Below are 22551 nucleotides of genomic sequence, written 5' to 3' on the forward strand. Positions count from 1 at the left end.
ACCTCAGTACTTGTGAGCAAAAAGTCATTAACAGGAAAAGGCGTGGCGTTTACCACGCTTTAAAATTGTTCCATTTCTTTCATAATCTTTTTTAAAACCTCAATTGTCTCTGGCGTATCATCTTCATATTCTAAGCCATGATTCACTTTTGGAAATAATGTTGACAGGATATTTGGATTCTTTAGCAATTGATTGTATCTGTCCTCAATATAGCAGTAATCATTGTCACCAATAAAGCACAAACCACTATTTTCACTACTGATCATTGCATTAAATACATCATCCCTATGAAGCAACGGGGTTAACCACACCGCTTTAGCATTCTTAAAAATCTGCCTTTTTAATTCAGTGCCCATAGCGATTGTTCCTAAGGACTTACCGACTAGATAATAGTTTTCGTAAGGTGAGTCTCCAAAAATCTTATCAATAACGGTCCTTACATCATATTTAACCGCTTCTGCTAATTCCTCATTACTGAAATCATCATAAAATGAATCATTGTATTGATAATTTATATGTAAAATGTCAAATGATCTGTTTAAAAAAATCTTAGTTGCATAATGAAAAAGCGGTCTTTCAACGGAATATCCTCCCCCTGGGAGGAAAATGGCTAAATTACTAGATTTATTTTCATCCGCATACAAAGAAAAAGGAATATCTTTTTCTTTGTATCCTTGAACGATATTTGTGTTTATTTGCTTCATAAAAACCCCCCTCTAGCTGACGAAATATTCAAACAATTTGTATTGATTTTAGCATAAAATTCCATATTTTAATAGAGGAAGCGGATTAAAGGACTTTCCGGAAAATTGTAGTATTACCTATATAAGTGCTAATTCGGGGAGAAAATCAAAATGCCATTAATTGTGTATAAAATTTACATCAAGGCACCGATTGACAAATGCCTTGACCTTGCAAGAGATGTAGAAGTACATACGAAAACGACAAGTAAAACAAACGAAAGAGCAGTGGGAGGCACCACCTCAGGACTGCTTGAACTGGGGGATACAGTAACTTGGGAGGCAGTTCATTTCGGAATCAAGCAAAGATTAACTGCTCAAATAATCGAAATGGAAAAGCCAAATAGATTTGTTGATATTATGGTAAAGGGTGCCTTTCACTCTTTTGTTCATACACATCAATTTATGGAACAGGGGGAAGGAACCATCATGATTGACCAGTTTCAGTATAAATCTCCACTAGGTCTCATTGGGGTTTTAGCCGACAAATTATTTTGGAAAAATATATGAGAAAATTCATTATTTCTCGCGCAAACGAATTAAAAAAAATTGCGGAAAAGGGAGGCAAATACATATGAAACTAATTGATACCACTCCATTCTTTTTGAATAACTATGAACCTAGCATTCCTTTCTTAAGAAGCTATTATGCCGAATACCCAGATATTTTCGAGGTGTATTTTTCTTCCCATTGTAAAGATACAGATGAAAGACACACCTCATCGATTGAAAAGTACCCACAATATTTTTCAACGATAAAAGAAGTTCATCAAAATGTTATTCCAATCATAAAGGAAGTAACAGAAGAATATTCTAAACTGTATCAAGTTACGTTTCCGATTGATGTTCACTTGATTGTTGGAGGATTCGGTTCCAACGCATATACTTATCGGCAAATCATTCCTAACATTACATTCGCTTTAGAAAAATTATCACCAGATCCAGATCACTTAAGAGTAATAGTTGCCCATGAATTTGGACACGCTGCCCAAAATATTTTGACTGATAATGCGGGGATGGATTGGACAAAAGCAAAGTGGAACAGCCCTCTGATTTGGTCTTATCGGGAAGGAGTGGCAACCCATTTTTCGAGGAAAATTGCTCCGGGCTTACATCCGTCTATTTACTTTTCGTATAACGACGAAGGGAAGGAATGGCTTGACTTTGCAAATGAAAACGCAAATGAAATTAAAAGCGCATTTGCGGAAGACTATCAATCTCTCACAACGGAGGAATTGTATCGTGAATGGTTCTCCATCAATGGCGGTAATAAATTTGGCTATAGTAGATTAGCCTATTTTATTGGGGAGATGTTTTTTCAAGAAGAGATTGATAGATTGGGAGAAATAGGGGCGATTATAGCCTGGAAAGAGGAAGACTTTGAAGACCGTATAAAACAATGGCTGTTGTGTATAGGGGATGAAGCGAAATGAGGGGGCCGGTCTCTTGCCACACCTAATTGAAAATCAAGTTCGGTCTGCACTGTTCTGGAGAAAGAAGGATTATGCCTATTAATATAGAACCTTAACAGTAACTCTTTTAATAAGATACATTGTCTAAAAGTGATAGACGAAAAGGAAATGTGAAGTCTTATTAAACTATCAAAGCAAATATAAAGGAGAACGAATTAATGAAAAATATTTTAGTACTAGGTGGTACACGTTTTTTTGGCCGTGAATTGGTGGAGTTACTGATTGAAGAAGGACATAATGTTGCGATCATGACTCGGGGTAAATCCGGCAATCCATTTGGTGACAAGGTAGAACATCTTGTCGGAGATCGTTCCAATAAGGAAGAACTGGCAAAAATAGCAGAAGATCGTACATTTGATATTGTTTATGATAATATTTGCTTTTCCCCAAATGAAGCTTATGAGTTTTGTGAAGTTTTCAATGGAAAAATTGGCAAGCTTGTTTTCACCTCTACACTTTCTACATATGAAATGGATGGGAAAGTAAAAAATGAGGATGATTTTAATCCTTATCATTATGAAATTCGTTTTGGCAATAGTGAAGATTTCTCTTACGGGGAAGGAAAACGTCAAGCGGAAGCTGTTTTCTTTAAATATGCGAAATTCCCGGTTGTAGCAGTTCGCTTCCCTATCGTAATGGGAGAAAATGATTATACACGCCGTTTACATTTCCACGTTGAACGTGTAGCAAATGGAGAGCCAATCGGATTTTTAAATATGGACGCAGAAATGTCCTTTATCCAAGCAACAGAGGCAGCACGGTTTTTAAAATGGGCTGGCTTCTCAGAAGTGGAGGGGCCATATAATGCAACAGCAAGCGGGAAGATTGCATTATCCGAGTTAATAAAATTGGTCGAAGAAGCTACTGGAAAATCAGCAAAAATCTCCTTAGTTGGAAATGATGAAATACGCTCACCTTATGCGATTCCTGCTTCCTGGTATATGACAAATGAAAAGGCAACAAACAGTGGTTTCCAATTTACTAATTTACATGATTGGTTGAAACCATTGATTGAAGCGATTGCGAGTAATAAAGAATAAAGGTAAATTTAGCTTTCGCCATATTGAAGAATCCATTTTGATCAAAAATGGATTCTTTTTATATTTGTAAAATATATCCTTCTAGATAATTTGATTTATTTCAAAGTAACATTTTCCACATTACAACAAATAGTGACAAAAAAGTATATTAATAAAACGTTTGATTAAAATCAATGAAAACCATTGTTTTATGAGGGACTTCCGATTTATTACATCGAAAAACATGATATTAATTGACGAAGAATTTTCCTTTATATCTTTTTCAATCCTCTTACATCCTTACTAAACAACGGAGCCAATCCCATTAACATCGCCCATGTACCTGCGAAGTAAAAAATATACCGAATTGGAATATGATCGGCTAAATAGCCGCCGAGAAAGACGGTAGCGGGCATCATGAATGCGGAAATACTAGTAACAAGAGAATCCACCCGAGCACGGTATTTTGCATCCACAAGTGTAATAAAAAGGGTGCCTACTACAACTCCTTGAAAAATACTAAAAAATGTTTGTATAGCGAATAAAATAAAAGCAAATACCAATTCATTTACGGTTCCCAATAAGACCATGCAACTGCAAGATATAATTTGTGCACCTGATAGAATAATTACAGGTTTGATTTTTTTTACTACTTTACCAGCAAAAAGGCCAGTCACAATGGAGACAGCTACACCAATAGCCTCAAAAAAGCCATACTGTGACGAAGTAGCTCCATATTGTGTTTTAAGGAGAACAATATATAAATATCCAATCGAAACAATATTTGTACCCATATTCATAAACGTAAGTGCAAGTAATGCATTATGTCCCCGTAAAATTTTTACTCCTTCCTTAAACTCTTTCCAAAATTCCTTTTTCTTTTGGTTTTGCTGTATTTTCTTTGATTCATATTTAGGAAGTACCAACCATTTTACCAATGCGGCTGCAAGGATGAATAAAACAGAATGTGTCAACAAGACTCCGATAAACCCAATTAACGAGAGCAAAAATCCTGCAATAGCATTGCCTAGTAAAGAAGCAGTATTGTTTGCTGAAGACAAATATCCACTCACTATTGGAATGCGATCTTTCCCTATAAGAGAAGGCAACAAACGGTTTCGTGATGGAAAAATAAATAATTGAGCTACATCATTAAGGATAACCATCACCATAACAGAAAAGACTATGTAATCAATGAAAAAAACATATGATAAAGCTAATACTACTCCAATCAACGCCATCGCAATATACGCTTTTTGCATAGCTGACTTTGGATTGGTTCGATCTACAAGCACCCCTATAAATGGCCCCGCAAATACATTCACAATAAAGGAAATAGCGGCAATGGCTGAGGTTAAAAAGGCAGACCCAGTACGTTCCAGCACATACCATGAAACACAAAGCGTATAAATCGCTTCGGCAATGCTCCCAATTGCGGATGTACTTACAATTAGAGACATGTTTCTTTTTATAAACGAGTTAGGTGCTTCTTGTTTAATTTGGGCAATTTCTGTTTCCATGTTTATGTCCCTTTCTTTAATTTATTTAAAAATAATATTAAATATATTTAAAAATAAATGCAACTAAATTTTTAAAAATTTTTAAAAATAAAATTAAATATATTTAAAATGTGATACAATATGGTTATCGATTGAACCGAAAAGGAGTTTACAAATGACTCATATAGGGGAAAAAATAAAAAAACTGAGAAAAGAAAAGAAGCTTACTTTAGCGGATGTGGCAAAAGACCAAATGTCTCCGGCAATGGTCAGTTTAATAGAAAATGGAAAATCCAAGCCATCAGCTGAAAATTTAAAGCATATTGCTGATCAATTAGGGGTAAACGTTTCGGATTTGTTAGGTGGAGGACTAACAAAAGAGGAGTTAAGGAATGAGTTAACCTATCTATTGGATATGTTGGATGGTATGGCTGATTCCGTTAAATTAGAAAAAGCTATTACTCATATTAAAAAGTTGCTTCCTCAGTTAGGAAGTGATTTTGCGTCTGCAAGAATTTATGAAATTTACGCTCGCAGTCTATTTTCTTATTATCTGTATTACAAATCGCAATATGATCTGCTAGATGATAGGGATTGGGCAATACATGCTGCACAAGCGGAGAAATTATATAAAGATCTGCAAATGGAAAGCAGAGTATTGAAAATGCGCTTTTTCTTTGCATATGTTGAATCCTTTCATGGGAACTACCAAAAAACATTGGAACTCATTAATACGGCCCTTAACAATGTAACAGGAACGGATTATGAAACGATTTCCGTTCAAATTGACCTAATGCTATTGAAAATGGACATACTGGATTCATTAGGTGATTTTGAAGGAACGGTTCGGCTGCTTGATGAAATTATACGATTCTCCAATAAACATGTTATGCTAAATCGCTTTTTTGAAATCCATAACCGCGGAGCTTTAATGTACTACAATATCAATAATTTTTCGCTTGCAAGAGAATATGTGGATAAAATCAATAAGTTTTTCGAAATCGTTGATAATGATCACCTGTATCTTGAAAAAGAAATCATTTTGACGCACTATGCAGAGTTTTATGAGAACGACCCTGAAACAGCGCTTGAAATGGCAATGGAGTATGAAAAGAAACTGCAAAACATGGAGTCATTAAACGAAAACTGGAAAATCATATACGGAGATTCCGCAGTAGATATGAAAGCCAGATGTTATACAAAGCTGAAACAACCGGAAAAAGCATTACCTTTATTCAGAGAATTACTAAAAGAAGACAATAAACATGTTTTTGAGTACTCTCCAATGGACATTGCGATTCGGGAGATAAATAAATCATACCAAGCTATATGTTATAAGGAACTTGGTCAACCAGAAAAAGCCACGGAATATGCTCTGGAGGCTATAAAAAGGCTGCGTCAATATCCGCACACTGCGTATTATCAGTTTGCAAGAAATGTTTTGCAGGAGATTCAGGTGAAGGCATGAAGGTATATATTTAACGGAGAAGGAGGTATTTTTAGAATGACAACTTCAAATAAAAATTTAAGAACCTGCGAAAAAGGACACAAATATTATAAAAGCAGTGATTGCCCGGCTTGTCCGATTTGTGAGCGGGAACCAATACCTGAAAATGGATTTCTTTCCATCCTATCTGCACCAGCAAGACGAGCGCTAGAAAACAACGGGATAACCTCTATACAAGAGCTAGCAAAGTATACAGAAAAAGAGATATTGAAATTTCATGGGATGGGACCAGCTTCATTGCCCAAACTTAGATCTGCTTTAGAGGAAAATGGGTTATCTTTTAGAAGCTAATAGATAAGATTACATCCTTAAAGATAAATAAATTTAACGGTTGGGGGTAAGTTCCAACCGTTTTTATGATTCATTGATTTGGATATTCTACTCGTTCCACACTTATTCGACACATGCAATTTTAATCAAACGTTTGATTAAATTGACTGAATCGTTAGTATTAAAGGTTATATTTAAGGATATGAATGCGAAAAAGGTTGCTTTTTGAGGAGAACACTACCCCCCACCACTTACTTTCCAAAATTAATAATCCAAAAGTTCAGCAATGCTAAGGGTAAAAAGAGAAATATGCAGATACCGTTTAAAATTATAGCAATAGCCCTCCTTTTTGCTTTTCCTCCATCTCCAAGACAAGCTAAAATAAACCCGATAAGAGGGAAGATCATAACGATGATCAGTGTAAGGTTTAAATAATGATAATAAAAATAATGTGAGGATGAAAAAAGAGATTCTACCATTTTAGCCATAACAGAAATAGAAAAAAATAAGTAAGATAATGCAATAAGCCTTTTTCTCATACAACAACCTCCTGTATTTTATTACGCCTATTTATTATAAAAATCACGATACTTTAAGGAATCAAATATAAAACAAGATGTTTAATCCTTATAACTAGGAATACTAAAAAAATTAATGCCAGTATGGATGAGACATAGGACATTATTGCACCAACGTTATACCAGACCATTGTATCCTTTCCCCAATACGCCATGTCTTGGAAAAGCATGCTGAAGATAAAACCTATTGTGGAAAAAATGAAGGTTAAAGCGGTACTATATGGAGATATAATGAAATTTTTCATAAGTAGCCCCTCCGAATTATCCTTGATTATCTAATTCGTTTAAACGTCTTAAAGTTTCTTCTTTATCAAATGAGCTAAACCAACGATAATGTTTGTCATCTAAAATACGATAATGCTGACTGATTAAATTTTGCTGCAAACGGAACCTTCCTTTAGTAACTATTTCCTTCCACCAAACTTTTCCGCCCAATGATTTTTCCTTAGGACGGTTAATTCCGTTATGTGCAATGGTTTCCATCACCTCTAACGGTTCATTTCCCAAAATAGATTGCAACACTTCGCTGTCTTGGAACAGTGCACATATTGCCACTGCATTTGTCCATCCCGATAAAGTTCTGCCTTTTTCAATTTGCACCAGAGTTTTTTTGGAAATGCCGATTACTTCCGCCATTTTTTCCTGTGAATACCCCTTTTCCAAACGAATTAGCCTAAATTTGTTAGAAATAAGTTCAATGACTTGATCTCGATTCATACAATCATATCCTTTTTAGTTACATTTTGTGGTAATTGGTGTAATTTTACACTATTCGTTGCTGTGGTGCAAGGAAATTTTACCTTAATTACCACTAATGAAATTTTGTATTCTAAAAATATTGAATATTTCGTTCTATAAATATAGAATAAAATTAATGAAAAATTTCGAATGAGGTGCAAAAATGGATGTCCTAAATCTGACAAGCCGAAAAAGAAAGACATATAAGATTCAATTAAAATACTCCATTTTCTGGGAATGTGCACTGGGGATTGCGGCTATTACCAATGCTCGTTTACTGCATACCTTGGACAAGCCGGCCAGTGTTTGGGAGGAGATTCGTAGTGGGTTATCACAAGAAATGCGACAACAACTAGATTTTGTAGAAGAACATAATACATGGAAAGCATTGCTTCAATTACTGCATCAACAAGACTTCTCAGAATTACCTTCCTTTATTTCTTACATAAAAGAACTTTCCAATTTAGAGCTGAAATTTATTTGTCTCCCTTTTATCGGAAGTGAATTTCAGGAAATGAGACAACAGTCGGTATTAGGGGATGCTGCATCTGTGAAAGAGATGAAAAATCTAACGAGTGATAATCCATTTTTTCCGGATTACATAGAATTCATCTGTAATGCGGATGGCGACCTGTTAAAAGAACATTTGATTGCGGTGGTGAGCGGTTGGTATCAATTTGTTTTAAAAAAAGATGAGGAAAAAATCCAATCCATCTTAAAAACAGATTACGAATCGAAAAAAAGGATGGCGGATAAATTAACGCCGGAGGAACTGGTAGAATGGGCAACTGGTGGAGTAACCTATAACCCTGAGCCTAGTGTGAATTATGTACTTTTAATCCCGCAATATACTTATCGGCCTTGGAACATTGCTGCAGATTTAGAGGATACAAAGGTGTACTATTATCCAGTTGCAAACGAAAGCATTTATCCAAACGATCGTTACGCTCCCAATAACTTTTTAGTATTAAAACATAAAGCTCTCGGTGATGAGGCGAGGTTAAGAATCGTTAAGTTGTTGTATGAAGGAGATCGGACTCTACAGGAAATCACCGAACATTTAGATGTAGGAAAATCTACTATTCATCATCACTTAAAAATATTGAGGTCTGCAAAATTAGTAGAAATCATTGATTCGAAGTATTCATTAAAGAGAAAGTCACTTGATATGCTAGCGAAGGAATTGGAGTATTTTTTGAAAGGGTAGGTGGTTACCGAAAATAGGGGAGAATCTCCCAACTTATGAAGTAATAGCAATAGCGGACACTGAATCCGTTATTTTAATAAATTATCAAGAATGGAATAAATTAGCGGACACTGGTTCCGTTAATTGCATAAAAACACATGAAAATCACCGCATTTTAACCAAAAAGCGGAATCTGTGTCCGCTAACATATGAAAATAGGCAGTTTTGTCACACATAAGGGATCTGGTGTCCGCAATTGATGAAATTCAAAGTGGAGTACCGAAAAATTGGAGAATCACCGAATTGATTAAAGGGTGGCACCTAAATAAAAAATTCTTTCAAAGGTGTGTTCAAATTGAATAACATTCTACTAAAAAATCGTTCATTTCTATCTGTTTGGATGGGAAATGCCGTCTCGGAAATAGGAGGAGCATTTGGAACCTTTTGCAATTCGATTCTAATCTATCAGCTAACTGGCTCTAAAATGGCACTCAGCAGCATGTGGCTTTTATACTTCATCCCATCCCTCGTCATACAATTGATCATCGGACCGTACATTGACAGGTGGAGCAGAAAGCGAATTATGATTTTCTCACAATGGACAAGGGGAATAGTTTTTCTGATTCCACTGGTTTCATTATTAAATGGCCAACTTGAATCCTGGCATATCTACACAGTCCAAATAATAGTTGGTTTAATAACTCCTATTTACACTCCGGCGAACCAGGCTATTACTCCGACTATTGTAGCGAAAGAACAAATTAGTAAGGCAAATGCCTATATTGATGGAACTGTCAGATTGATGACGTTCCTTGCACCAATTTTAGGAGGTATTGTAGTCGAATATATAGGGGAAAAACTAACACTTTTATTTGTTAGTATCCTGCTGATTCTAAGCGGATCACTGCTCCTTTTTATAAAAGAAAAAAGAGTTCACCAAAATGTGCGGAAAACTTGGCTGGAACAATTTAAAGAAGGACTATTTTATTTCTTTACTCAACCTGTAATTGTTTGGTTAGGAATCTTTCTTGCTTTTGTTCAATTTGGAGTAGGGGTTACGATGGTGACAAATCTCCCTTACATAACAGATGAATTATCAGGCAGCTATGCGGAGTATGGTTATTTTATGGCCGGTTTCCCATTGGGATATGTTATTGGCTCTATGCTTGTCGGTAAAATAAGACTAAAAAGTCGAAGGGTGCTCATGTTAGGCTCGTTAGTGATTGGCGGTTTAACATATGTATCATTAGGTTTTAACTATAATATTTATTTTGCTTGTATAACGGAGGCGGTAGCAGGAATTGTCATGGCATTTTTCAGTGTATACAATATCACCATTTGCCAACAAACAGTACCTAATCATTTAATGGGAAAAGTTTTTTCCGTAAGACTATTGATTATTAGAGGTGTCATGCCAATCGGTGTGGGGTTAGGCGGTGTATTAAGTGATGCCTGGGGAATTCGGCCATTATATATATTGATAGGGTCCATTATCTCCGCAGTATCTTTACTAGGAATATTGCTGCCTTATTTTCGATTTCTTGATCAATCAGTTGAGAAAAGGGAAGCAGCATAAGAAGGATATTCGTACAGAATAGTAGAATCCAATGTTATAACTAGTTTAGGTGGGTGTGAAAAAATGTTTGCATCGCAGAGTATCCTTTCCACTTGGAGGAAATTTGATCAATTCCCAATGGAGACATTAACGAAAGCATGGTTTTATCATCAGGATACGAAAAAGAAACAAAGAGACGTATCCTTGATGAAAGAGCATCGGGAACAGTATGGGATTTCCGGAAATTGCTTTGATCTTGCCATCTGGATTCTGGATGAATTTCATAAAGACGGGATAGAGGCATATCCAATTGGTCATCATTTAGGAACGAGTCATGCCCATGTTGCGATTATTGCTTTAGATGCATATGGAAATCGGTTCTTATGTGATCTTGGGGACCAATGGCTTCAGCCCATTTTAATCGACAAACATCATGATGAGTTTACAGAGGAAAAGCTGCCCGGATTTTTCCCTGCGGCTGACGTACAAGTGAAGCCAAGGGAAAGGGAAGTAGAGATTCTCTATCACCGTCCAAACGGAAAAATTTCAAAACAGGTTTATGACACTGCCCCAATTGACCAAACTGAATTTTTACAGGCAGCCGAGTTCTCTCAAAATCTATTAAAGCCGCAGCCATTGCTAGAATGCAGAATCCCATATAAATCGGAAATTGCCCATTGGGAATTCTACAATTGGGAAAGCTTTTTAAGCACTACAGAAGGAATATTCCATGATTCCAAACTTACAAGAATAGAAGATTGGGCGAATTTAATACATGGAAAAACAGGTTATGATTTTCAGTTTTTAATGAATGTATTAGAAATTTATAAAAATTGGAGAAGTAATAATCATGCAATACACAATCCGTAAAATGCAATTAGAGGATATTCCTCATGTTCAAAACGTAGCAAAGGTAAGCTGGAATGCAACGTACAAAGGCATTATCCCCATACATGTTCAGGAAAAGTTTTTAAAATATGCCTACAATGATGAAATGATGCAAAGGAGATACGAGCGGTCCTTTATTTTTGTTGCAGAAGTAGAAGGGAAAGTCATTGGGTTTGCAAACTTTTCTCCTTTAAAAGAGAACGGGGAGGCGGAGCTTGGCGCAATTTACCTGTACCCGGAATATCAAGGGGAAGGAATAGGAACAGCCTTATTAAATGAGGGAATCAAATATTTGGAAGGTGTTAAAGAGATTTATATAAACGTAGAAAAGGATAATATAATCGGAAAAAATTTTTATCATGCGAAGGGATTCGAGGTAGTTTCTGAGTTTGTTGATCATTTTGAAGGGTATGACCTTAAAACAGTTAGAATGGTTTTACAGATTGAAAAAGCGGCTTCCTGAGCAAAATATTATTTGGATGAATAGTATCTAATATGAAAAAGGGATGAGTGAGCATCCCTTTTTCATATTGTAATCTCACTAGCCTGTACTCAATGATACTCCGAAACCCAATTCGGATCCTTACTAAAATCGTAGGTTTCACCTTTTCTTAGATTTATCACTTTTCCATTGATTTTTCCAATAGTTCCATCAGGGTAGTTAATCCACATGGATCATAATTTCAAGGCCTGTCGGATTTTCCATAAACGGTTCGTTAAATTCTTTAAAAATAAAGTCTAGTCCGGAGATATCATCATGTAATGCTGGCGAAACTACGAAATTACGGATATTCAACCCTGTTGAACCACTCCCGTTATTCATACGGCAATCGTATTTTTCTCCAATAGATAATTCAAAAAAGGTATGTTCACGAGTGTCTGTTGGTGAATCCATTGTGCTATCCCATTCAATGATTAATTTTACAACACTGGCATTAGTATATTGATGAATAGAAGTAACGGAATAAAATCTCCCATCCTTTTCAACGGATTTCTGAACCGGTATGAGTTTTCGGAAACCATTTGGTTCAACCATAGGCCGATAATGCTCTTCTACTTTCAATGACCAAAATATGGAATGTAAAAAATTCTCATAAAAGCCGTATTTCGTTGCCCAAGCAGAGATGTATTCATTAAATGGCATACCCGGGCGGTTGTTAGAGATTTCCTTTCTTTGCTTCAACAATTCACAAATTTTTTCGTCAATAGGAACAATTCGTTCGTCATAGTAATCAGATTGTGGTTGATGGTGGATTCTCTTCATTATTTCCCTCCAGAAAATTTTTCTTAAGTTTATGTTAACAAATAATGGAATAAATAGATACAAGTTAACGGTGTAATTGTTTCATTTTTCCCTATAGTTCGAAAAAATGATATATAATGGCAATATTAACTGATAGGGGTGATTGGATGGGAGCAGAAAAACTAAATGAAGATTTACCTGTTTTAGAAACGGAGCGGCTTTTGCTACGGAGGATAACGTTAGACGACGTAGAGGATATTTTCGCATATGGTTCAATAGAAGAGGTAACAAGATATGTGACTTGGGATCCCCATCGTACTTTATCAGACACAATGGAATTTGTTCAGTTCATTCTTAATCAGTATGAATACAACAAACAAGTTGCTCCCTGGGGAATCGAATATAAAGAAAATGGAAGATTGATAGGAACCATCAATTTTATTTCATGGCAGCCAAAACATAAAAGTGCAGAACTCGGATACGTAATTTCTCCGGATTATTGGGGGAAGGGGATTGGTACCGAAGCCACAAAGAAAGTCATTGAATATGGATTTGAAAATATGGACTTAGTTCGTATTCAAGCAAGATGCCTAGTAGGAAATATCGGTTCCAGCCGCGTAATGGAGAAGGCGGGGATGACTTTCGAAGGGATATTAAGAAAAGTGGCCTTCATTAAAGGGGAGCATCAAGATTTAAAGGTGTATTCTATTTTGAAGGATGAGTTCTTATTGTAAATAAAGAAGGGTTGGGGGGAACATGAAACGGATCATAAGTATTTTTGTTACATTATTAATTTTGCTGGGCATTAATTATGCTGTAGCATACTATACAAATACCAAGTTCATAGATTATTCATTTGGTGTGGGATTAGTCTTTAGCATTATCATATGGTTTTTCACATCGAAAGGCGGTCTAACCTCTCGTATAACGGATGGAATCGTCCAAATGGAATCAACGAATTTTAAATTAAAGGCAGACACCTATAAATTTTCACCCAATGCGGCTTTTTTTACATCACTTGCTTATACTCTAGTAGCAATTATTATTACCTTTTATTATTATCGACAATATTTCTTTTAATAAGGGAGCGATGAGTGATGCAAAGTCCGATAGTAAATCAAATCAACACGATTTTTGTTCATGTTAGTGATTTGGGAAGATCTGTAGAATGGTATTCAAAATTACTTGATCAGGAATATAATTTAGCAGAGGTTCATCGGCCCGTTTATAACATGAAGATCAATCATCATACTGGTCTAACATTAGATGCAGGTCCGTCTGGAACAGCAAAACAAATCAATCCTTCTGGGAATCCACTATTTAATTTTCATACAAATGATATTGATGAGGCATATGAATATATTAAACAGTTAGGATACAAAATGGAATCGGATATTGTTCGTTTTGAGGATTTTGCATTTTTTACTGTTAGTGATCCTGATAAAAATATTGTTATGATATGTACCGGTTGAGGAATTTGTATTTCCAATATAAAAGCCTGGTGAAATCAGGCTATTTATAATGCCTCTCTTAAAACTTAATGTTGATATTGCATAATAATATAAGGTCAATTTATTGGGATTTTCCTTAAGTGTATTCTTCTATCAAAAAAATCACCTTACTGCTAATAAGACAATAGGAGCAAGGTGATTTTTAATAATCAAGCATAAACGCAATCTCGTATGGGGGCTATACGTTTAGCGGGACGCTTTTGGCGGTTGGCAAACGTCACATTTACGTTGGTGATTATTTTTAAACTTCGTAAATGTTTTTTCAAAATTGTTACCGCATGCACATTTAAATAATAGCTTTTGAGAAAAGCCATGATATTCCGTCGTTAGCAACTTGCTGTCTGAATTGTTCTCAACAAATTCTTTAATTTTATCGATTGTCCATCGTTTATTCATTCTCTACACCTCCATATTTTATCGCTAGACGGAGCTTTTATGGCGTCCGTTCCATTATGAGCATCTTCATTATGTCCTAACCTGCGTTATTTTGAATATTTTACTATCCTTTTTAGTCCTGATTAAACCACAGTGGATCTTTGTCATCAACATCGCCATTATAATTGATTAGAATCTCATCCCCTGCTTTTATATCTGTGTAAGCATAGAAGTCAAATGTGTGGTTTTTAAAATTAATCTCATAATTCGCATTAGGTTCATAAGAATGGTTAAACAACATTCCATAACCTAGAAGGATCGCAGAATGATTTATCCCATACTCAAAGGCGTAATCAGCGAGTAAGGTTTTCTCGATGTATTGATGCTGGTCGTTTGGATAAGCAATGACAGGTGCTTCATGTATAAGCTCACCTTTTTTGATATCGCATGTAGCAAATACCCCTCTATTGAATTCTCCATCACTTAGGAGAGATGTTTTTATCTCAATCATGTTATTCGCCTACCCACTCTAAAAATTTTCTTCCTAACTGTAACATTAAATTGAAGAGCATACAAAATACTAACAACATTTAACTTAAAGAAATATTTTAATTAACTAGGAAAACGATCATCTAGTAATAACGCTAGAAAGGAAAAGTTGAGCATTCCCATTTTTACAAGGACACAGGATACGCTATTCTCTAAAAAAACCTTATTTTCATCATATTAGAGGACACAAATTCCGTTATAATATGAAATTCATTCGAAAATAGCCGTCATTTGCCATTATAACGGAACGAGTGTCCGATAAACTTCTGAAATCGCCCCTTTTGTCACAGATAACGGAATCTCTGTCCTATAGGAGATTGTTCGCACCCGAACCTGCATCCAACAAATTTTTTATACCCCAAGCCACTGTCCACCAATTGTAATCTCTTGTTCATCTATCGTTCATATTCCTTTTTTACAATCTCCATATAGATGGATGAACAGGAGGATTGAACATGAAAAAAATCGCTCATTTCATTAGCAGTTCTAAAGGAGCTAAAACGATTCTTATTGGCTGGTTAGCGGTCATTATCTTATTAAGTATTGTGGCGCCAAGTGCAAAGCAATATTCCATCAGCAGTGGAGAAGGCAGTATTCATGAAAACACTCCATCTGCAGAGGCTGCTAAAATTATGGATAAATATTTTCCAACGAAGGATGGGTTAACAGCACTGCTTGTTTTTTATGATAAAAACAAAATATCTGAACAAGATCGTGCAAAAATCACGGAACTCAGCAAATGGCTGTCGTCCAACGAGAAACCGAAAAATGTATCCGGTGCATTGCCATTTCATCAATTGCCAAAAGAAGTTCAGGATAAAATGTTTTCCAAAGATAATACTACACTCATTTTAAATATAGCGTTAAAGAAAGAATTAGATTCAGACCAAATCTACGACACGATTCAAAAAATCAAAAATCATGCGAGTAAAACTGATCTTGGGAACATGAAGCTGGAAATCACAGGTCCGGCGGGAATTTCATCCGATACGATTGCATTGTTTAAAAATGCTGATTTAGTTCTAATGTTTGCAACCGTTGGATTAATCTTGGTTATTTTAATGATTATTTATCGGTCGCCATTACTTGCGATTATTCCATTAATTATTGCAGGATTGGTGTATCAAGTTGTTGACCGGATTTTAGGTTTGGCTGCAAAGTATGATTGGTTTTCTGTTGATAAACAAGCACTTTCGATTATGATGATCTTACTTTTTGCCGTTTTAACCGACTATTGCTTGTTTATTCTTGCAAGATATCGCGAGGAGCTTAAGAAAAATGAGTCCAAATACGAGGCCATGAAAAAAGCGTTCACACAAGTCATGGAGCCGATTTTATTCAGCGGCGGTACTGTGCTTGTTGCGATGCTGGTCTTATTTTTTGCGAATTTCAAAGCCTATCATTATTTTGCACCAGTTTTTTCGGTGGCAATGGTGGTTATTTTGCTAGGCGGAGTGACACTGATACCTGCCATCTTCGCATTGGTTGGCAGAAAAGCATTTTGGCCATTCATCCCAAAAATAGAAGAAAAGGAAACAAAGAAGCATCCAGGATTTTGGTCAAGGGTAGGAAAGTTTATCACCAGAAAGCCAGGGATTACGGCAGGAGTTCTATTACTGTTGCTAGTTTTATCATCCCTTAATGTAGGATCCATGAAATATTCGTTTAATATTATGAAATCATTTCCGAATGATATTTCATCCAGACAAGGATTTGAGATTTTGGAAGGGCACTTCCCACAAGGGCAATTAGCGCCGGTCTCCGTGATTTTAAAATCAGAAAAAGAGATAGTGCTGGATTCTACTTTTGCCGAAAAAATCAACGCTTTGAAAAAAGCATTAAAAGCCCAAGGTGGAGTCGGTGATATTTCTCCAGAAGTCGTTCCGGGCATGTCATCAAACAATTTTTTATCAGAAAATAAACATGCCGTAAAACTGCAATTGATTTTAAATGATAATCCTTATGACCAATCATCATTAAAGGCATTAAATAAACTGCGGGAAAATAGCGAGTCTATGCTGAAGGATAGCGGCTTCAATACAAAAGAATTTTCCATCCATTATGCTGGGCAAACAGCTCAACAATTGGATGTGAAAAATCTAAACATGCGCGATACTATTTTAACTTTCACTTTAATAGCTGTATTTATTACCATTATGCTTGCTTTTCAATCAAGATCGATCTTAATGGCCTTTACGATGATTGGAACGATGCTGTTGTCTTATACAGCTACCCTTGGAATTGGCTGGATGGTGTTTCATTATATTTTAGGATATGACGCTATTAGTTATCGTCTGCCGGTGTATACCTTCGTGTTCCTCGTTGCTTTGGGTGTTGATTACAATATCATGGTGGTCTCGAGAATTAGGGAGGAAGCGAAGCACTATGAGTGGAAGGAAGCGGTTGCTCGTGGCGTTTCCCTTACCGGAGGAGTTATTTCATCAGCAGGAATCATATTAGCGGCTACATTCTGTGTGTTAATGACGCAACCATTGCAGGAGCTCTTCCTATTCGGAATGACTATGGGAATAGGTGTGTTAATGGACACTTTCCTTGTCCGCGGCATGCTATTACCAGCGATATTAACTTTTTTCAAGACGAAACAATCGAAGCATGTAATGTCAAACCAATTGAAAATGTAACGTTATGTTCATCTGTTGTTCATATTACTTATATATTCTGTTTTTGGGTCGATTTTGGATCGGCCCTGAAATTTTATTCAAATAGGGGAGGATACGAAATGTTTACAACAATGTTATTTTTCCACTTAACAGGTTTATCGATTTGGCTCGGATCTTTATTGTCTCTTGCCATTATTACTTCCGTACTAAAAAAACAAGCCGGTTCAAAGGATATCCAGAATTTATTGCGAAAAATACCTGGCTTATTCAGCAGATGGCTTCATCCGAGCAGTTTTATCGTACTAATAAGCGGTGTCTTTATGATTATCAGCATGAATATTTCCGAATCACAAAAGCCACTATGGCTGCACTTTATGGAAAAGGGCGGATTACTCATCATTCTTTTGTCCATTATTGTGTTAAGTATTGTTAGCAGCAAAAAAATCAAGAAACCATTAAAAGCTGCAAATGTGGATGTAGCAGTTGTTCAAAGAGGATTATCTACTTATCTTGTGTGGCTTACAATTTTTATCATCTTAATCTTATCTATTATTTTCATGGTTAGTTTTAAGTTTTAATATATTATCCAGGCATGGGGAAAGCACACTCCATGCCTGAATTTATTTTGTATAAAACAATCTGGGATATCGTAGGCAAATTAAAACCGCATAGATTACCTTAATCAAGAAATTTCCTCTTATTTAATTCTTCTATTTTAGTATACCCGCTATCCTCTTTCGATTAATAACAAGGACATTTTAAATAGTTGGCGAATAATTTAAAAGCAACTACTTGTACCAAAGGAGATTACAAAGATGACGAAGCTATATTTTCATACTAATTCGAGTCAGGAAGACGCTTCCTACATTCGACAAAGACTATCAGAATATAATATGCAATACCTTTCAGACAGAGAAATAGCATTTAATAATGAGGATATTAGCATTACCGTTAAGGATGAAGAAGGAAATATAATAGGAGGTATTACGGGAAACACGAAACTTCACTGTCTATTTATTCAATTCTTATGGGTGGATGAAAGGCTAAGAGGTCAAGCCATTGGGGCAAAGCTATTAAAAAAAGCAGAGGAAGTTGCTAGTGAAAAGGGCTGCAAGATGGTAAGAGTGGATACTTTTAGTTTCCAGGCACCCGAATTTTATAAAAAACAGGGTTATGAAGTATATGGTACGGTGGAAGACTTTCCTGAAGGATATACACATTATTTGTTCTTGAAAAGAATTTAAAAGATGAATAATATCTGACCATTGGCTTTGATAGAGAAATAGAATCGGGGTTGCAATTATGAAAATGTTGGCCTTATGGATGCTTATAAAGGACAACTCAACTCCGATTTTATAAGGATTTTGAATGCTCATAAAAGACATCTCCACCACCCGGGTTTTACTCGTCATTGGCCTAACAAAGTTTATAAAATATAAAAGCTTAGGTAGCTCGTATGAAAAAGGCTGGCAGAACCCGCTGCCAGCGTCAGAAGAAAACAACCTTATGATTTTAAGAATCTCGGGAACGTCAAATAAATAATCGTTCCTACGCCTTTTGTGCTGCTAACGTTAATTCTTCCGCCCATTTCCTCTGTAATTTGTCTGCATACCATTAAGCCAAGTCCCGTACCCTTTTCTTTTGTAGAATAAAAGGGCAGCCCAAATCGGTCGATTGTTTCTTGACTCATCCCTTCTCCGTTATCCGCAATCGAAATCTGGACATTTTTTTGAGTGAGTTGTACCTGAATCGTAATCACGCCATTTCCGCCAGATGCTTCAATTCCGTTTTTGATGAGATTAATAAATAGCTGCTGTACCCGAGTGGTATTTCCTTTAACAAGGACAGGTAATTTATGTTGAAAATCGATTTTTACATTATTAAGTGTTGCAAACGAGGATAAAGACCTGATTGCATTCTTTATTTCAATGGTTACATCTAATGGAATATCTTTTTCAGAAGAATGATTTTTCCCTAGCGCAAGATAATCGGCTATAATGGCATTTGCACGATCCACTTCTTCGATGCAAATTTTAATGTATTCTTTTTCCGATAGGGATATTCTGCTTGAAGATTGCAATATTTGCATAAACCCACGAATACTTGTCATAGGGTTGCGGATTTCATGAGCAACACTTGCTGCCAGCTGTCCAATGACATTAAATTGCTCCGCATGTTGAATTTCGTTAAATAAATCTATTTTTTCAATATGTAACTCCATTAAGTAAATGACGATCCAAACTAGAATCACGTTTTCTAAAACATATAAAGTGTAAATAATAAATTTGTTAAAAGTCATACCTTCCGATAGGAAGATAGAGCCTAGAATGGGAATAAGGGCAGAAGAAACTCCAATGAATAAAATGGAAAAGGACAGTTTTTTCTTTAATGAAAAAGTAGAAAACTTGTTTTTATATTTAAAGAGAATGATGCTGGCAATTAATAAAATAATAAAACTTGGATACATGCCCATTCCGCCATGAATAATACGAATAAGGACATAAAATAGGGTAACCGCCACGCCGGTTATATTTCCTCCGTATATAAATGCCAAATACCAAGGAACAAGCCTTAAATCAAGTAATCTTCCATTATTGATTTGAATCGCAAATGAAAGCGACAACGTAATAGCAATACCGCACGTAACTCCGAACATGACTCTATGTTTTATATCACTTATCTTTTCTTTTACAAGCACCAAATAGATAATAAATGGAAAAAGAACCATTAGTACTTGCAGTAAGATGTTCTGGTAGTGAAAATCCATGTTCTGTTCTCCTTAATCGACAATAACATACATAATTCTTAATTCTATATCTCGCTAGAAAACTCCTCTTAAATTTTTTATCAACCTTTATAATAATTTAAATAGGTATTTTGTACCTATAAAAAGGACATTTGTGTTTTTTTATCGAAAAATGTATAATAATGAACAATTCTAAAAATATTTTTCTGAAAAGCTAGACTATTGCACAAATGTACAAGAATTATTAGGTGAGATGGTGATGAAATGACACAGTTGTCGAAGGAAAGAAATTTAGAAAGAGGACTGAAGAACAGACATATTCAATTAATTGCAATTGGCGGGGCAATAGGAACCGGATTGTTCCTTGGGGCAGGAAAATCAATCCATCTTGCCGGTCCTTCCATCATGCTTGTTTATTTAATTATTGGTGCCTTTCTATTTTTTGTCATGCGTGCCTTAGGAGAATTATTATTATATAAATCTACTACAGGCTCTTTTACGGAATTTGCAGAAACATTTATAGGACCGTGGGCTGGTTTTATTACAGGCTGGACGTATTGGTTCTGCTGGATCGTGACAGGAATTGCGGAGATCACAGCTGTCGGAATGTATGTGAAATTTTGGGTGCCAAGTATTCCGCAATGGATACCTGCGCTAATATGCGTTCTTGTATTACTTCTTATTAATCTAGCGACAGTGAAGGCTTTTGGTGAAATTGAATTTTGGTTTGCTTTAATTAAAGTTATTGCGATTGTAGCTTTGATCGTCATTGGTTTTGTCCTAGTCTTTATGGGCTTTGAAAGTCACGAAACAAAAGCCTCCTTTGCGAATCTTTGGAATCATGGCGGATTTTTCCCGAATGGATCCTCTGGATTTCTGCTGGCCTTTCAAATGGCTGTCTTCTCCTTTGTTGGTATTGAGCTTGTAGGGGTTACAGCGGGTGAAGCAGAGAATCCGGAGAAAACACTCCCGAAAGCGATAAATAGTATTCCAATTCGGATTTTAATCTTTTATATAGGTGCCTTGTTCATGATTATGTCGATTTATCCTTGGAATGGGGTAGATCCTGCCAGCAGTCCATTTGTAAAGGTGTTCTCTTTAATTGGGATACCTGCAGCAGCTGGAATCATAAACTTTGTCGTACTAACTTCTGCGGCATCTTCATGTAATAGCGGTATTTTTAGTACAAGCCGTATGCTTTATACTCTTGCCAATGAAGGAAAAGCGCCAAAAATGCTAAAACATTTAAATGAGCGGAATGTACCTGCACCGGCATTAATTGGATCGACATTGGTATTATTAGTAGGGGTATTGCTAAATTATCTATTGCCGGATAAAGTCTTTACATTAGTGACGAGTATTTCAACGATTTGTTTTATTTGGGTATGGGGAGTCATTATCGTGTCCCATTTGCGTTATCGCAAATTAATGCCGGATAATGCAAAAGAAAATCCTTTTAAAATGCCATTGGCACCTTTTTCAAACTGGATTGTACTAGCATTCTTTGTTTTCGTACTCGTTTTACTTGGCTTTGCCGCTGATACAAGAGTGGCGTTATTTGTTACACCGGTTTGGTTTATCCTTCTTTTAATCGGGTACTATTTTATGAAACTAGCAAAAAAATAATAGTGTATATGAAAACCGTCTGTTAACGGTACCGACCCCCGAAAGTTAGAGTAATAAATCTAACTTTCGGGGGTGTTTTTATGGCAAAATATAGTGAAGAATTCAAAAAAAGGCTTGTCACCGAGTATTTAGAGGGCAATATTGGGTATGGATCATTGGCAAAAAAATATAATATGGGCAGCCAGACCTCAATACGTGAATGGGTGAATGTATATAAGTCTCAAGGGATGGATGGGTTAAATCGTAGGAAAACGAAAAAGGAGTATTCTGTTCAATTTAAAATGGATACGATACAATTTATGTTAAACACAGGTGCTTCTTATTTAGAAACTGCTGTTCATTTTAATTTGAACAACCCTTCCTTGATTATTCGCTGGACGAAAGAATTTTATGAACAAGGAGTAGAAGGCCTGATTCCAAAACCAAAGG

Annotated in this window: 25 protein-coding genes and 1 pseudogene; 17 read left to right on the top strand and 9 right to left on the bottom strand. The window is 35.9% G+C overall.

All coding sequences use genetic code 11. From position 1 onward, the window contains the following. Positions 1 to 59: 59 nt before the first annotated feature. Complete coding sequence (locus AN964_RS01205) at positions 60 to 704, bottom strand: hypothetical protein (protein ID WP_055737977.1); 645 nt, start codon at positions 702 to 704, stop codon at positions 60 to 62. A gap of 150 nt (positions 705 to 854) precedes the next feature. Here AN964_RS01205 and AN964_RS01210 point away from each other — a divergent pair. The 3 genes and pseudogenes from AN964_RS01210 (at position 855) to AN964_RS01220 (ending at position 3251) form a co-directional block, all read left to right on the top strand. Continuing rightward, a pseudogene (locus AN964_RS01210) lies at positions 855 to 1318 on the top strand (SRPBCC family protein). After that, positions 1315 to 2172 carry a hypothetical protein gene (locus AN964_RS01215; protein ID WP_055737978.1) on the top strand — a complete coding sequence of 286 codons (858 nt, stop codon included), beginning with the start codon at positions 1315 to 1317 and terminating at the stop codon, positions 2170 to 2172. The pseudogene AN964_RS01210 and the gene AN964_RS01215 overlap by 4 nt, the downstream one beginning before the upstream one ends. 197 nt (positions 2173 to 2369) lie before the next feature. Further along, entirely contained in the window at positions 2370 to 3251 is an 882-nt protein-coding gene (locus tag AN964_RS01220; protein WP_055737979.1) for an NAD-dependent epimerase/dehydratase family protein, read from the top strand. A 251-nt stretch (positions 3252 to 3502) separates the two neighbouring features. Here AN964_RS01220 and AN964_RS01225 read toward each other — a convergent pair whose 3' ends face one another. Continuing rightward, complete coding sequence (locus AN964_RS01225; RefSeq protein ID WP_235950665.1) at positions 3503 to 4750, bottom strand: MFS transporter; 1248 nt, start codon at positions 4748 to 4750, stop codon at positions 3503 to 3505. Between the two features lie 154 nt (positions 4751 to 4904). Here AN964_RS01225 and AN964_RS01230 point away from each other — a divergent pair, with 154 nt between their 5' ends. After that, positions 4905 to 6197: a helix-turn-helix domain-containing protein gene (locus AN964_RS01230; RefSeq protein WP_055737980.1), complete on the top strand. Its 1293-nt coding sequence runs from the start codon at positions 4905 to 4907 to the stop codon at positions 6195 to 6197. Between the two features lie 36 nt (positions 6198 to 6233). Then, on the top strand, positions 6234 to 6527 hold the full coding sequence (locus tag AN964_RS01235) for an RNA polymerase alpha subunit C-terminal domain-containing protein (protein WP_055737981.1): 294 nt from the start codon (positions 6234 to 6236) through the stop codon (positions 6525 to 6527). Between the two features lie 230 nt (positions 6528 to 6757). On the opposite strand, the gene AN964_RS01240 is transcribed toward AN964_RS01235, so the two are convergent. From AN964_RS01240 to AN964_RS01250, 3 genes are read right to left on the bottom strand one after another with little or no spacing between them, the layout of a single operon-like run. Continuing rightward, on the bottom strand, positions 6758 to 7045 hold the full coding sequence (locus tag AN964_RS01240; RefSeq protein ID WP_055737982.1) for a hypothetical protein: 288 nt from the start codon (positions 7043 to 7045) through the stop codon (positions 6758 to 6760). 53 nt (positions 7046 to 7098) lie between these two features. Further along, positions 7099 to 7329 carry a hypothetical protein gene (locus tag AN964_RS26870; RefSeq protein ID WP_055737983.1) on the bottom strand — a complete coding sequence of 77 codons (231 nt, stop codon included), beginning with the start codon at positions 7327 to 7329 and terminating at the stop codon, positions 7099 to 7101. A gap of 16 nt (positions 7330 to 7345) precedes the next feature. Then, positions 7346 to 7801 (bottom strand): helix-turn-helix transcriptional regulator, encoded by a 456-nt coding sequence (locus AN964_RS01250; protein WP_055737984.1) that lies wholly within the window; start codon positions 7799 to 7801, stop codon positions 7346 to 7348. A gap of 184 nt (positions 7802 to 7985) precedes the next feature. Between AN964_RS01250 and AN964_RS01260 the strand changes: the two genes are divergently transcribed. The 4 genes from AN964_RS01260 to AN964_RS01275 all read left to right on the top strand — a co-directional run bounded on the left by AN964_RS01260 (position 7986) and on the right by AN964_RS01275 (position 11914). Further along, positions 7986 to 9029: an ArsR/SmtB family transcription factor gene (locus tag AN964_RS01260; RefSeq protein WP_055737986.1), complete on the top strand. Its 1044-nt coding sequence runs from the start codon at positions 7986 to 7988 to the stop codon at positions 9027 to 9029. Positions 9030 to 9363: 334 nt separating this feature from the next. Next, positions 9364 to 10584, top strand: coding sequence for an MFS transporter (locus AN964_RS01265; protein WP_083489175.1), 1221 nt, complete (start codon positions 9364 to 9366; stop codon positions 10582 to 10584). Between the two features lie 63 nt (positions 10585 to 10647). After that, positions 10648 to 11433 (top strand): hypothetical protein, encoded by a 786-nt coding sequence (locus AN964_RS01270; protein WP_055737987.1) that lies wholly within the window; start codon positions 10648 to 10650, stop codon positions 11431 to 11433. Next, a complete protein-coding gene (locus tag AN964_RS01275) occupies positions 11414 to 11914 on the top strand; it encodes a GNAT family N-acetyltransferase (protein WP_055737988.1) in 501 nt (166 codons plus the stop codon). Before AN964_RS01270 ends, AN964_RS01275 begins: the two co-directional genes overlap by 20 nt. A gap of 198 nt (positions 11915 to 12112) precedes the next feature. On the opposite strand, the gene AN964_RS01280 is transcribed toward AN964_RS01275, so the two are convergent. Next, the gene (locus AN964_RS01280; protein ID WP_055737989.1) at positions 12113 to 12715 is read right to left on the bottom strand and encodes a hypothetical protein; all 603 of its coding nucleotides are present in this window, start codon (positions 12713 to 12715) and stop codon (positions 12113 to 12115) included. Between the two features lie 146 nt (positions 12716 to 12861). Between AN964_RS01280 and AN964_RS01285 the strand changes: the two genes are divergently transcribed. The 3 genes from AN964_RS01285 to AN964_RS01295 are packed head-to-tail and all read left to right on the top strand — an operon-like array spanning position 12862 to position 14166. Continuing rightward, the gene (locus tag AN964_RS01285) at positions 12862 to 13428 is read left to right on the top strand and encodes a GNAT family N-acetyltransferase (protein WP_055737990.1); all 567 of its coding nucleotides are present in this window, start codon (positions 12862 to 12864) and stop codon (positions 13426 to 13428) included. Positions 13429 to 13450: 22 nt separating this feature from the next. Then, positions 13451 to 13774: a hypothetical protein gene (locus tag AN964_RS01290; protein WP_055737991.1), complete on the top strand. Its 324-nt coding sequence runs from the start codon at positions 13451 to 13453 to the stop codon at positions 13772 to 13774. A gap of 17 nt (positions 13775 to 13791) precedes the next feature. After that, positions 13792 to 14166, top strand: coding sequence for a VOC family protein (locus tag AN964_RS01295; protein ID WP_055737992.1), 375 nt, complete (start codon positions 13792 to 13794; stop codon positions 14164 to 14166). Positions 14167 to 14391: 225 nt separating this feature from the next. On the opposite strand, the gene AN964_RS01300 is transcribed toward AN964_RS01295, so the two are convergent. Together AN964_RS01300 and AN964_RS01305 are read right to left on the bottom strand one after the other, a co-directional pair. Further along, entirely contained in the window at positions 14392 to 14601 is a 210-nt protein-coding gene (locus tag AN964_RS01300; protein ID WP_055737993.1) for a hypothetical protein, read from the bottom strand. A 112-nt stretch (positions 14602 to 14713) separates the two neighbouring features. Then, positions 14714 to 15091: an SET domain-containing protein gene (locus AN964_RS01305; protein WP_055737994.1), complete on the bottom strand. Its 378-nt coding sequence runs from the start codon at positions 15089 to 15091 to the stop codon at positions 14714 to 14716. Between the two features lie 493 nt (positions 15092 to 15584). Between AN964_RS01305 and AN964_RS01310 the strand changes: the two genes are divergently transcribed. The 3 genes from AN964_RS01310 to AN964_RS01320 all read left to right on the top strand — a co-directional run bounded on the left by AN964_RS01310 (position 15585) and on the right by AN964_RS01320 (position 18994). Next, on the top strand, positions 15585 to 17771 hold the full coding sequence (locus tag AN964_RS01310; protein WP_055737995.1) for an MMPL family transporter: 2187 nt from the start codon (positions 15585 to 15587) through the stop codon (positions 17769 to 17771). Between the two features lie 98 nt (positions 17772 to 17869). After that, entirely contained in the window at positions 17870 to 18328 is a 459-nt protein-coding gene (locus AN964_RS01315) for a CopD family protein (protein ID WP_055737996.1), read from the top strand. A 237-nt stretch (positions 18329 to 18565) separates the two neighbouring features. Continuing rightward, positions 18566 to 18994 carry a GNAT family N-acetyltransferase gene (locus AN964_RS01320; RefSeq protein WP_055737997.1) on the top strand — a complete coding sequence of 143 codons (429 nt, stop codon included), beginning with the start codon at positions 18566 to 18568 and terminating at the stop codon, positions 18992 to 18994. Between the two features lie 260 nt (positions 18995 to 19254). Here AN964_RS01320 and AN964_RS01325 read toward each other — a convergent pair whose 3' ends face one another. Then, positions 19255 to 20517 (bottom strand): ATP-binding protein, encoded by a 1263-nt coding sequence (locus tag AN964_RS01325; protein ID WP_055737998.1) that lies wholly within the window; start codon positions 20515 to 20517, stop codon positions 19255 to 19257. Between the two features lie 243 nt (positions 20518 to 20760). Between AN964_RS01325 and AN964_RS01330 the strand changes: the two genes are divergently transcribed. Further along, complete coding sequence (locus AN964_RS01330; RefSeq protein ID WP_055737999.1) at positions 20761 to 22122, top strand: amino acid permease; 1362 nt, start codon at positions 20761 to 20763, stop codon at positions 22120 to 22122. A gap of 80 nt (positions 22123 to 22202) precedes the next feature. After that, positions 22203 to 22551: helix-turn-helix domain-containing protein (locus AN964_RS01335; RefSeq protein WP_161809191.1), on the top strand; the 349-nt coding region annotated here is incomplete at its 3' end.

The sequence above is a fragment of the Heyndrickxia shackletonii genome (genome assembly GCF_001420715.1).
GTDB classification, from domain to species: Bacteria; Bacillota; Bacilli; order Bacillales; family Bacillaceae_C; genus Margalitia; species Margalitia shackletonii.

Coding starts and splice junctions, on each gene's coding strand:
- AN964_RS01250 (WP_055737984.1), bottom strand. CDS start 7,801: ATGAATCGAGATCAAGTCATTGAACTTATTTCTAACAAATTTAGGCTA.
- AN964_RS01295 (WP_055737992.1), top strand. CDS start 13,792: ATGCAAAGTCCGATAGTAAATCAAATCAACACGATTTTTGTTCATGTT.
- AN964_RS01220 (WP_055737979.1), top strand. CDS start 2,370: ATGAAAAATATTTTAGTACTAGGTGGTACACGTTTTTTTGGCCGTGAA.
- AN964_RS26870 (WP_055737983.1), bottom strand. CDS start 7,329: ATGAAAAATTTCATTATATCTCCATATAGTACCGCTTTAACCTTCATT.
- AN964_RS01275 (WP_055737988.1), top strand. CDS start 11,414: ATGCAATACACAATCCGTAAAATGCAATTAGAGGATATTCCTCATGTT.
- AN964_RS01315 (WP_055737996.1), top strand. CDS start 17,870: ATGTTTACAACAATGTTATTTTTCCACTTAACAGGTTTATCGATTTGG.
- AN964_RS01280 (WP_055737989.1), bottom strand. CDS start 12,715: ATGAAGAGAATCCACCATCAACCACAATCTGATTACTATGACGAACGA.
- AN964_RS01325 (WP_055737998.1), bottom strand. CDS start 20,517: ATGGATTTTCACTACCAGAACATCTTACTGCAAGTACTAATGGTTCTT.
- AN964_RS01290 (WP_055737991.1), top strand. CDS start 13,451: ATGAAACGGATCATAAGTATTTTTGTTACATTATTAATTTTGCTGGGC.
- AN964_RS01300 (WP_055737993.1), bottom strand. CDS start 14,601: ATGAATAAACGATGGACAATCGATAAAATTAAAGAATTTGTTGAGAAC.
- AN964_RS01215 (WP_055737978.1), top strand. CDS start 1,315: ATGAAACTAATTGATACCACTCCATTCTTTTTGAATAACTATGAACCT.
- AN964_RS01285 (WP_055737990.1), top strand. CDS start 12,862: ATGGGAGCAGAAAAACTAAATGAAGATTTACCTGTTTTAGAAACGGAG.
- AN964_RS01260 (WP_055737986.1), top strand. CDS start 7,986: ATGGATGTCCTAAATCTGACAAGCCGAAAAAGAAAGACATATAAGATT.
- AN964_RS01230 (WP_055737980.1), top strand. CDS start 4,905: ATGACTCATATAGGGGAAAAAATAAAAAAACTGAGAAAAGAAAAGAAG.
- AN964_RS01225 (WP_235950665.1), bottom strand. CDS start 4,750: ATGGAAACAGAAATTGCCCAAATTAAACAAGAAGCACCTAACTCGTTT.
- AN964_RS01310 (WP_055737995.1), top strand. CDS start 15,585: ATGAAAAAAATCGCTCATTTCATTAGCAGTTCTAAAGGAGCTAAAACG.
- AN964_RS01270 (WP_055737987.1), top strand. CDS start 10,648: ATGTTTGCATCGCAGAGTATCCTTTCCACTTGGAGGAAATTTGATCAA.
- AN964_RS01240 (WP_055737982.1), bottom strand. CDS start 7,045: ATGAGAAAAAGGCTTATTGCATTATCTTACTTATTTTTTTCTATTTCT.
- AN964_RS01320 (WP_055737997.1), top strand. CDS start 18,566: ATGACGAAGCTATATTTTCATACTAATTCGAGTCAGGAAGACGCTTCC.
- AN964_RS01205 (WP_055737977.1), bottom strand. CDS start 704: ATGAAGCAAATAAACACAAATATCGTTCAAGGATACAAAGAAAAAGAT.
- AN964_RS01305 (WP_055737994.1), bottom strand. CDS start 15,091: ATGATTGAGATAAAAACATCTCTCCTAAGTGATGGAGAATTCAATAGA.
- AN964_RS01235 (WP_055737981.1), top strand. CDS start 6,234: ATGACAACTTCAAATAAAAATTTAAGAACCTGCGAAAAAGGACACAAA.
- AN964_RS01330 (WP_055737999.1), top strand. CDS start 20,761: ATGACACAGTTGTCGAAGGAAAGAAATTTAGAAAGAGGACTGAAGAAC.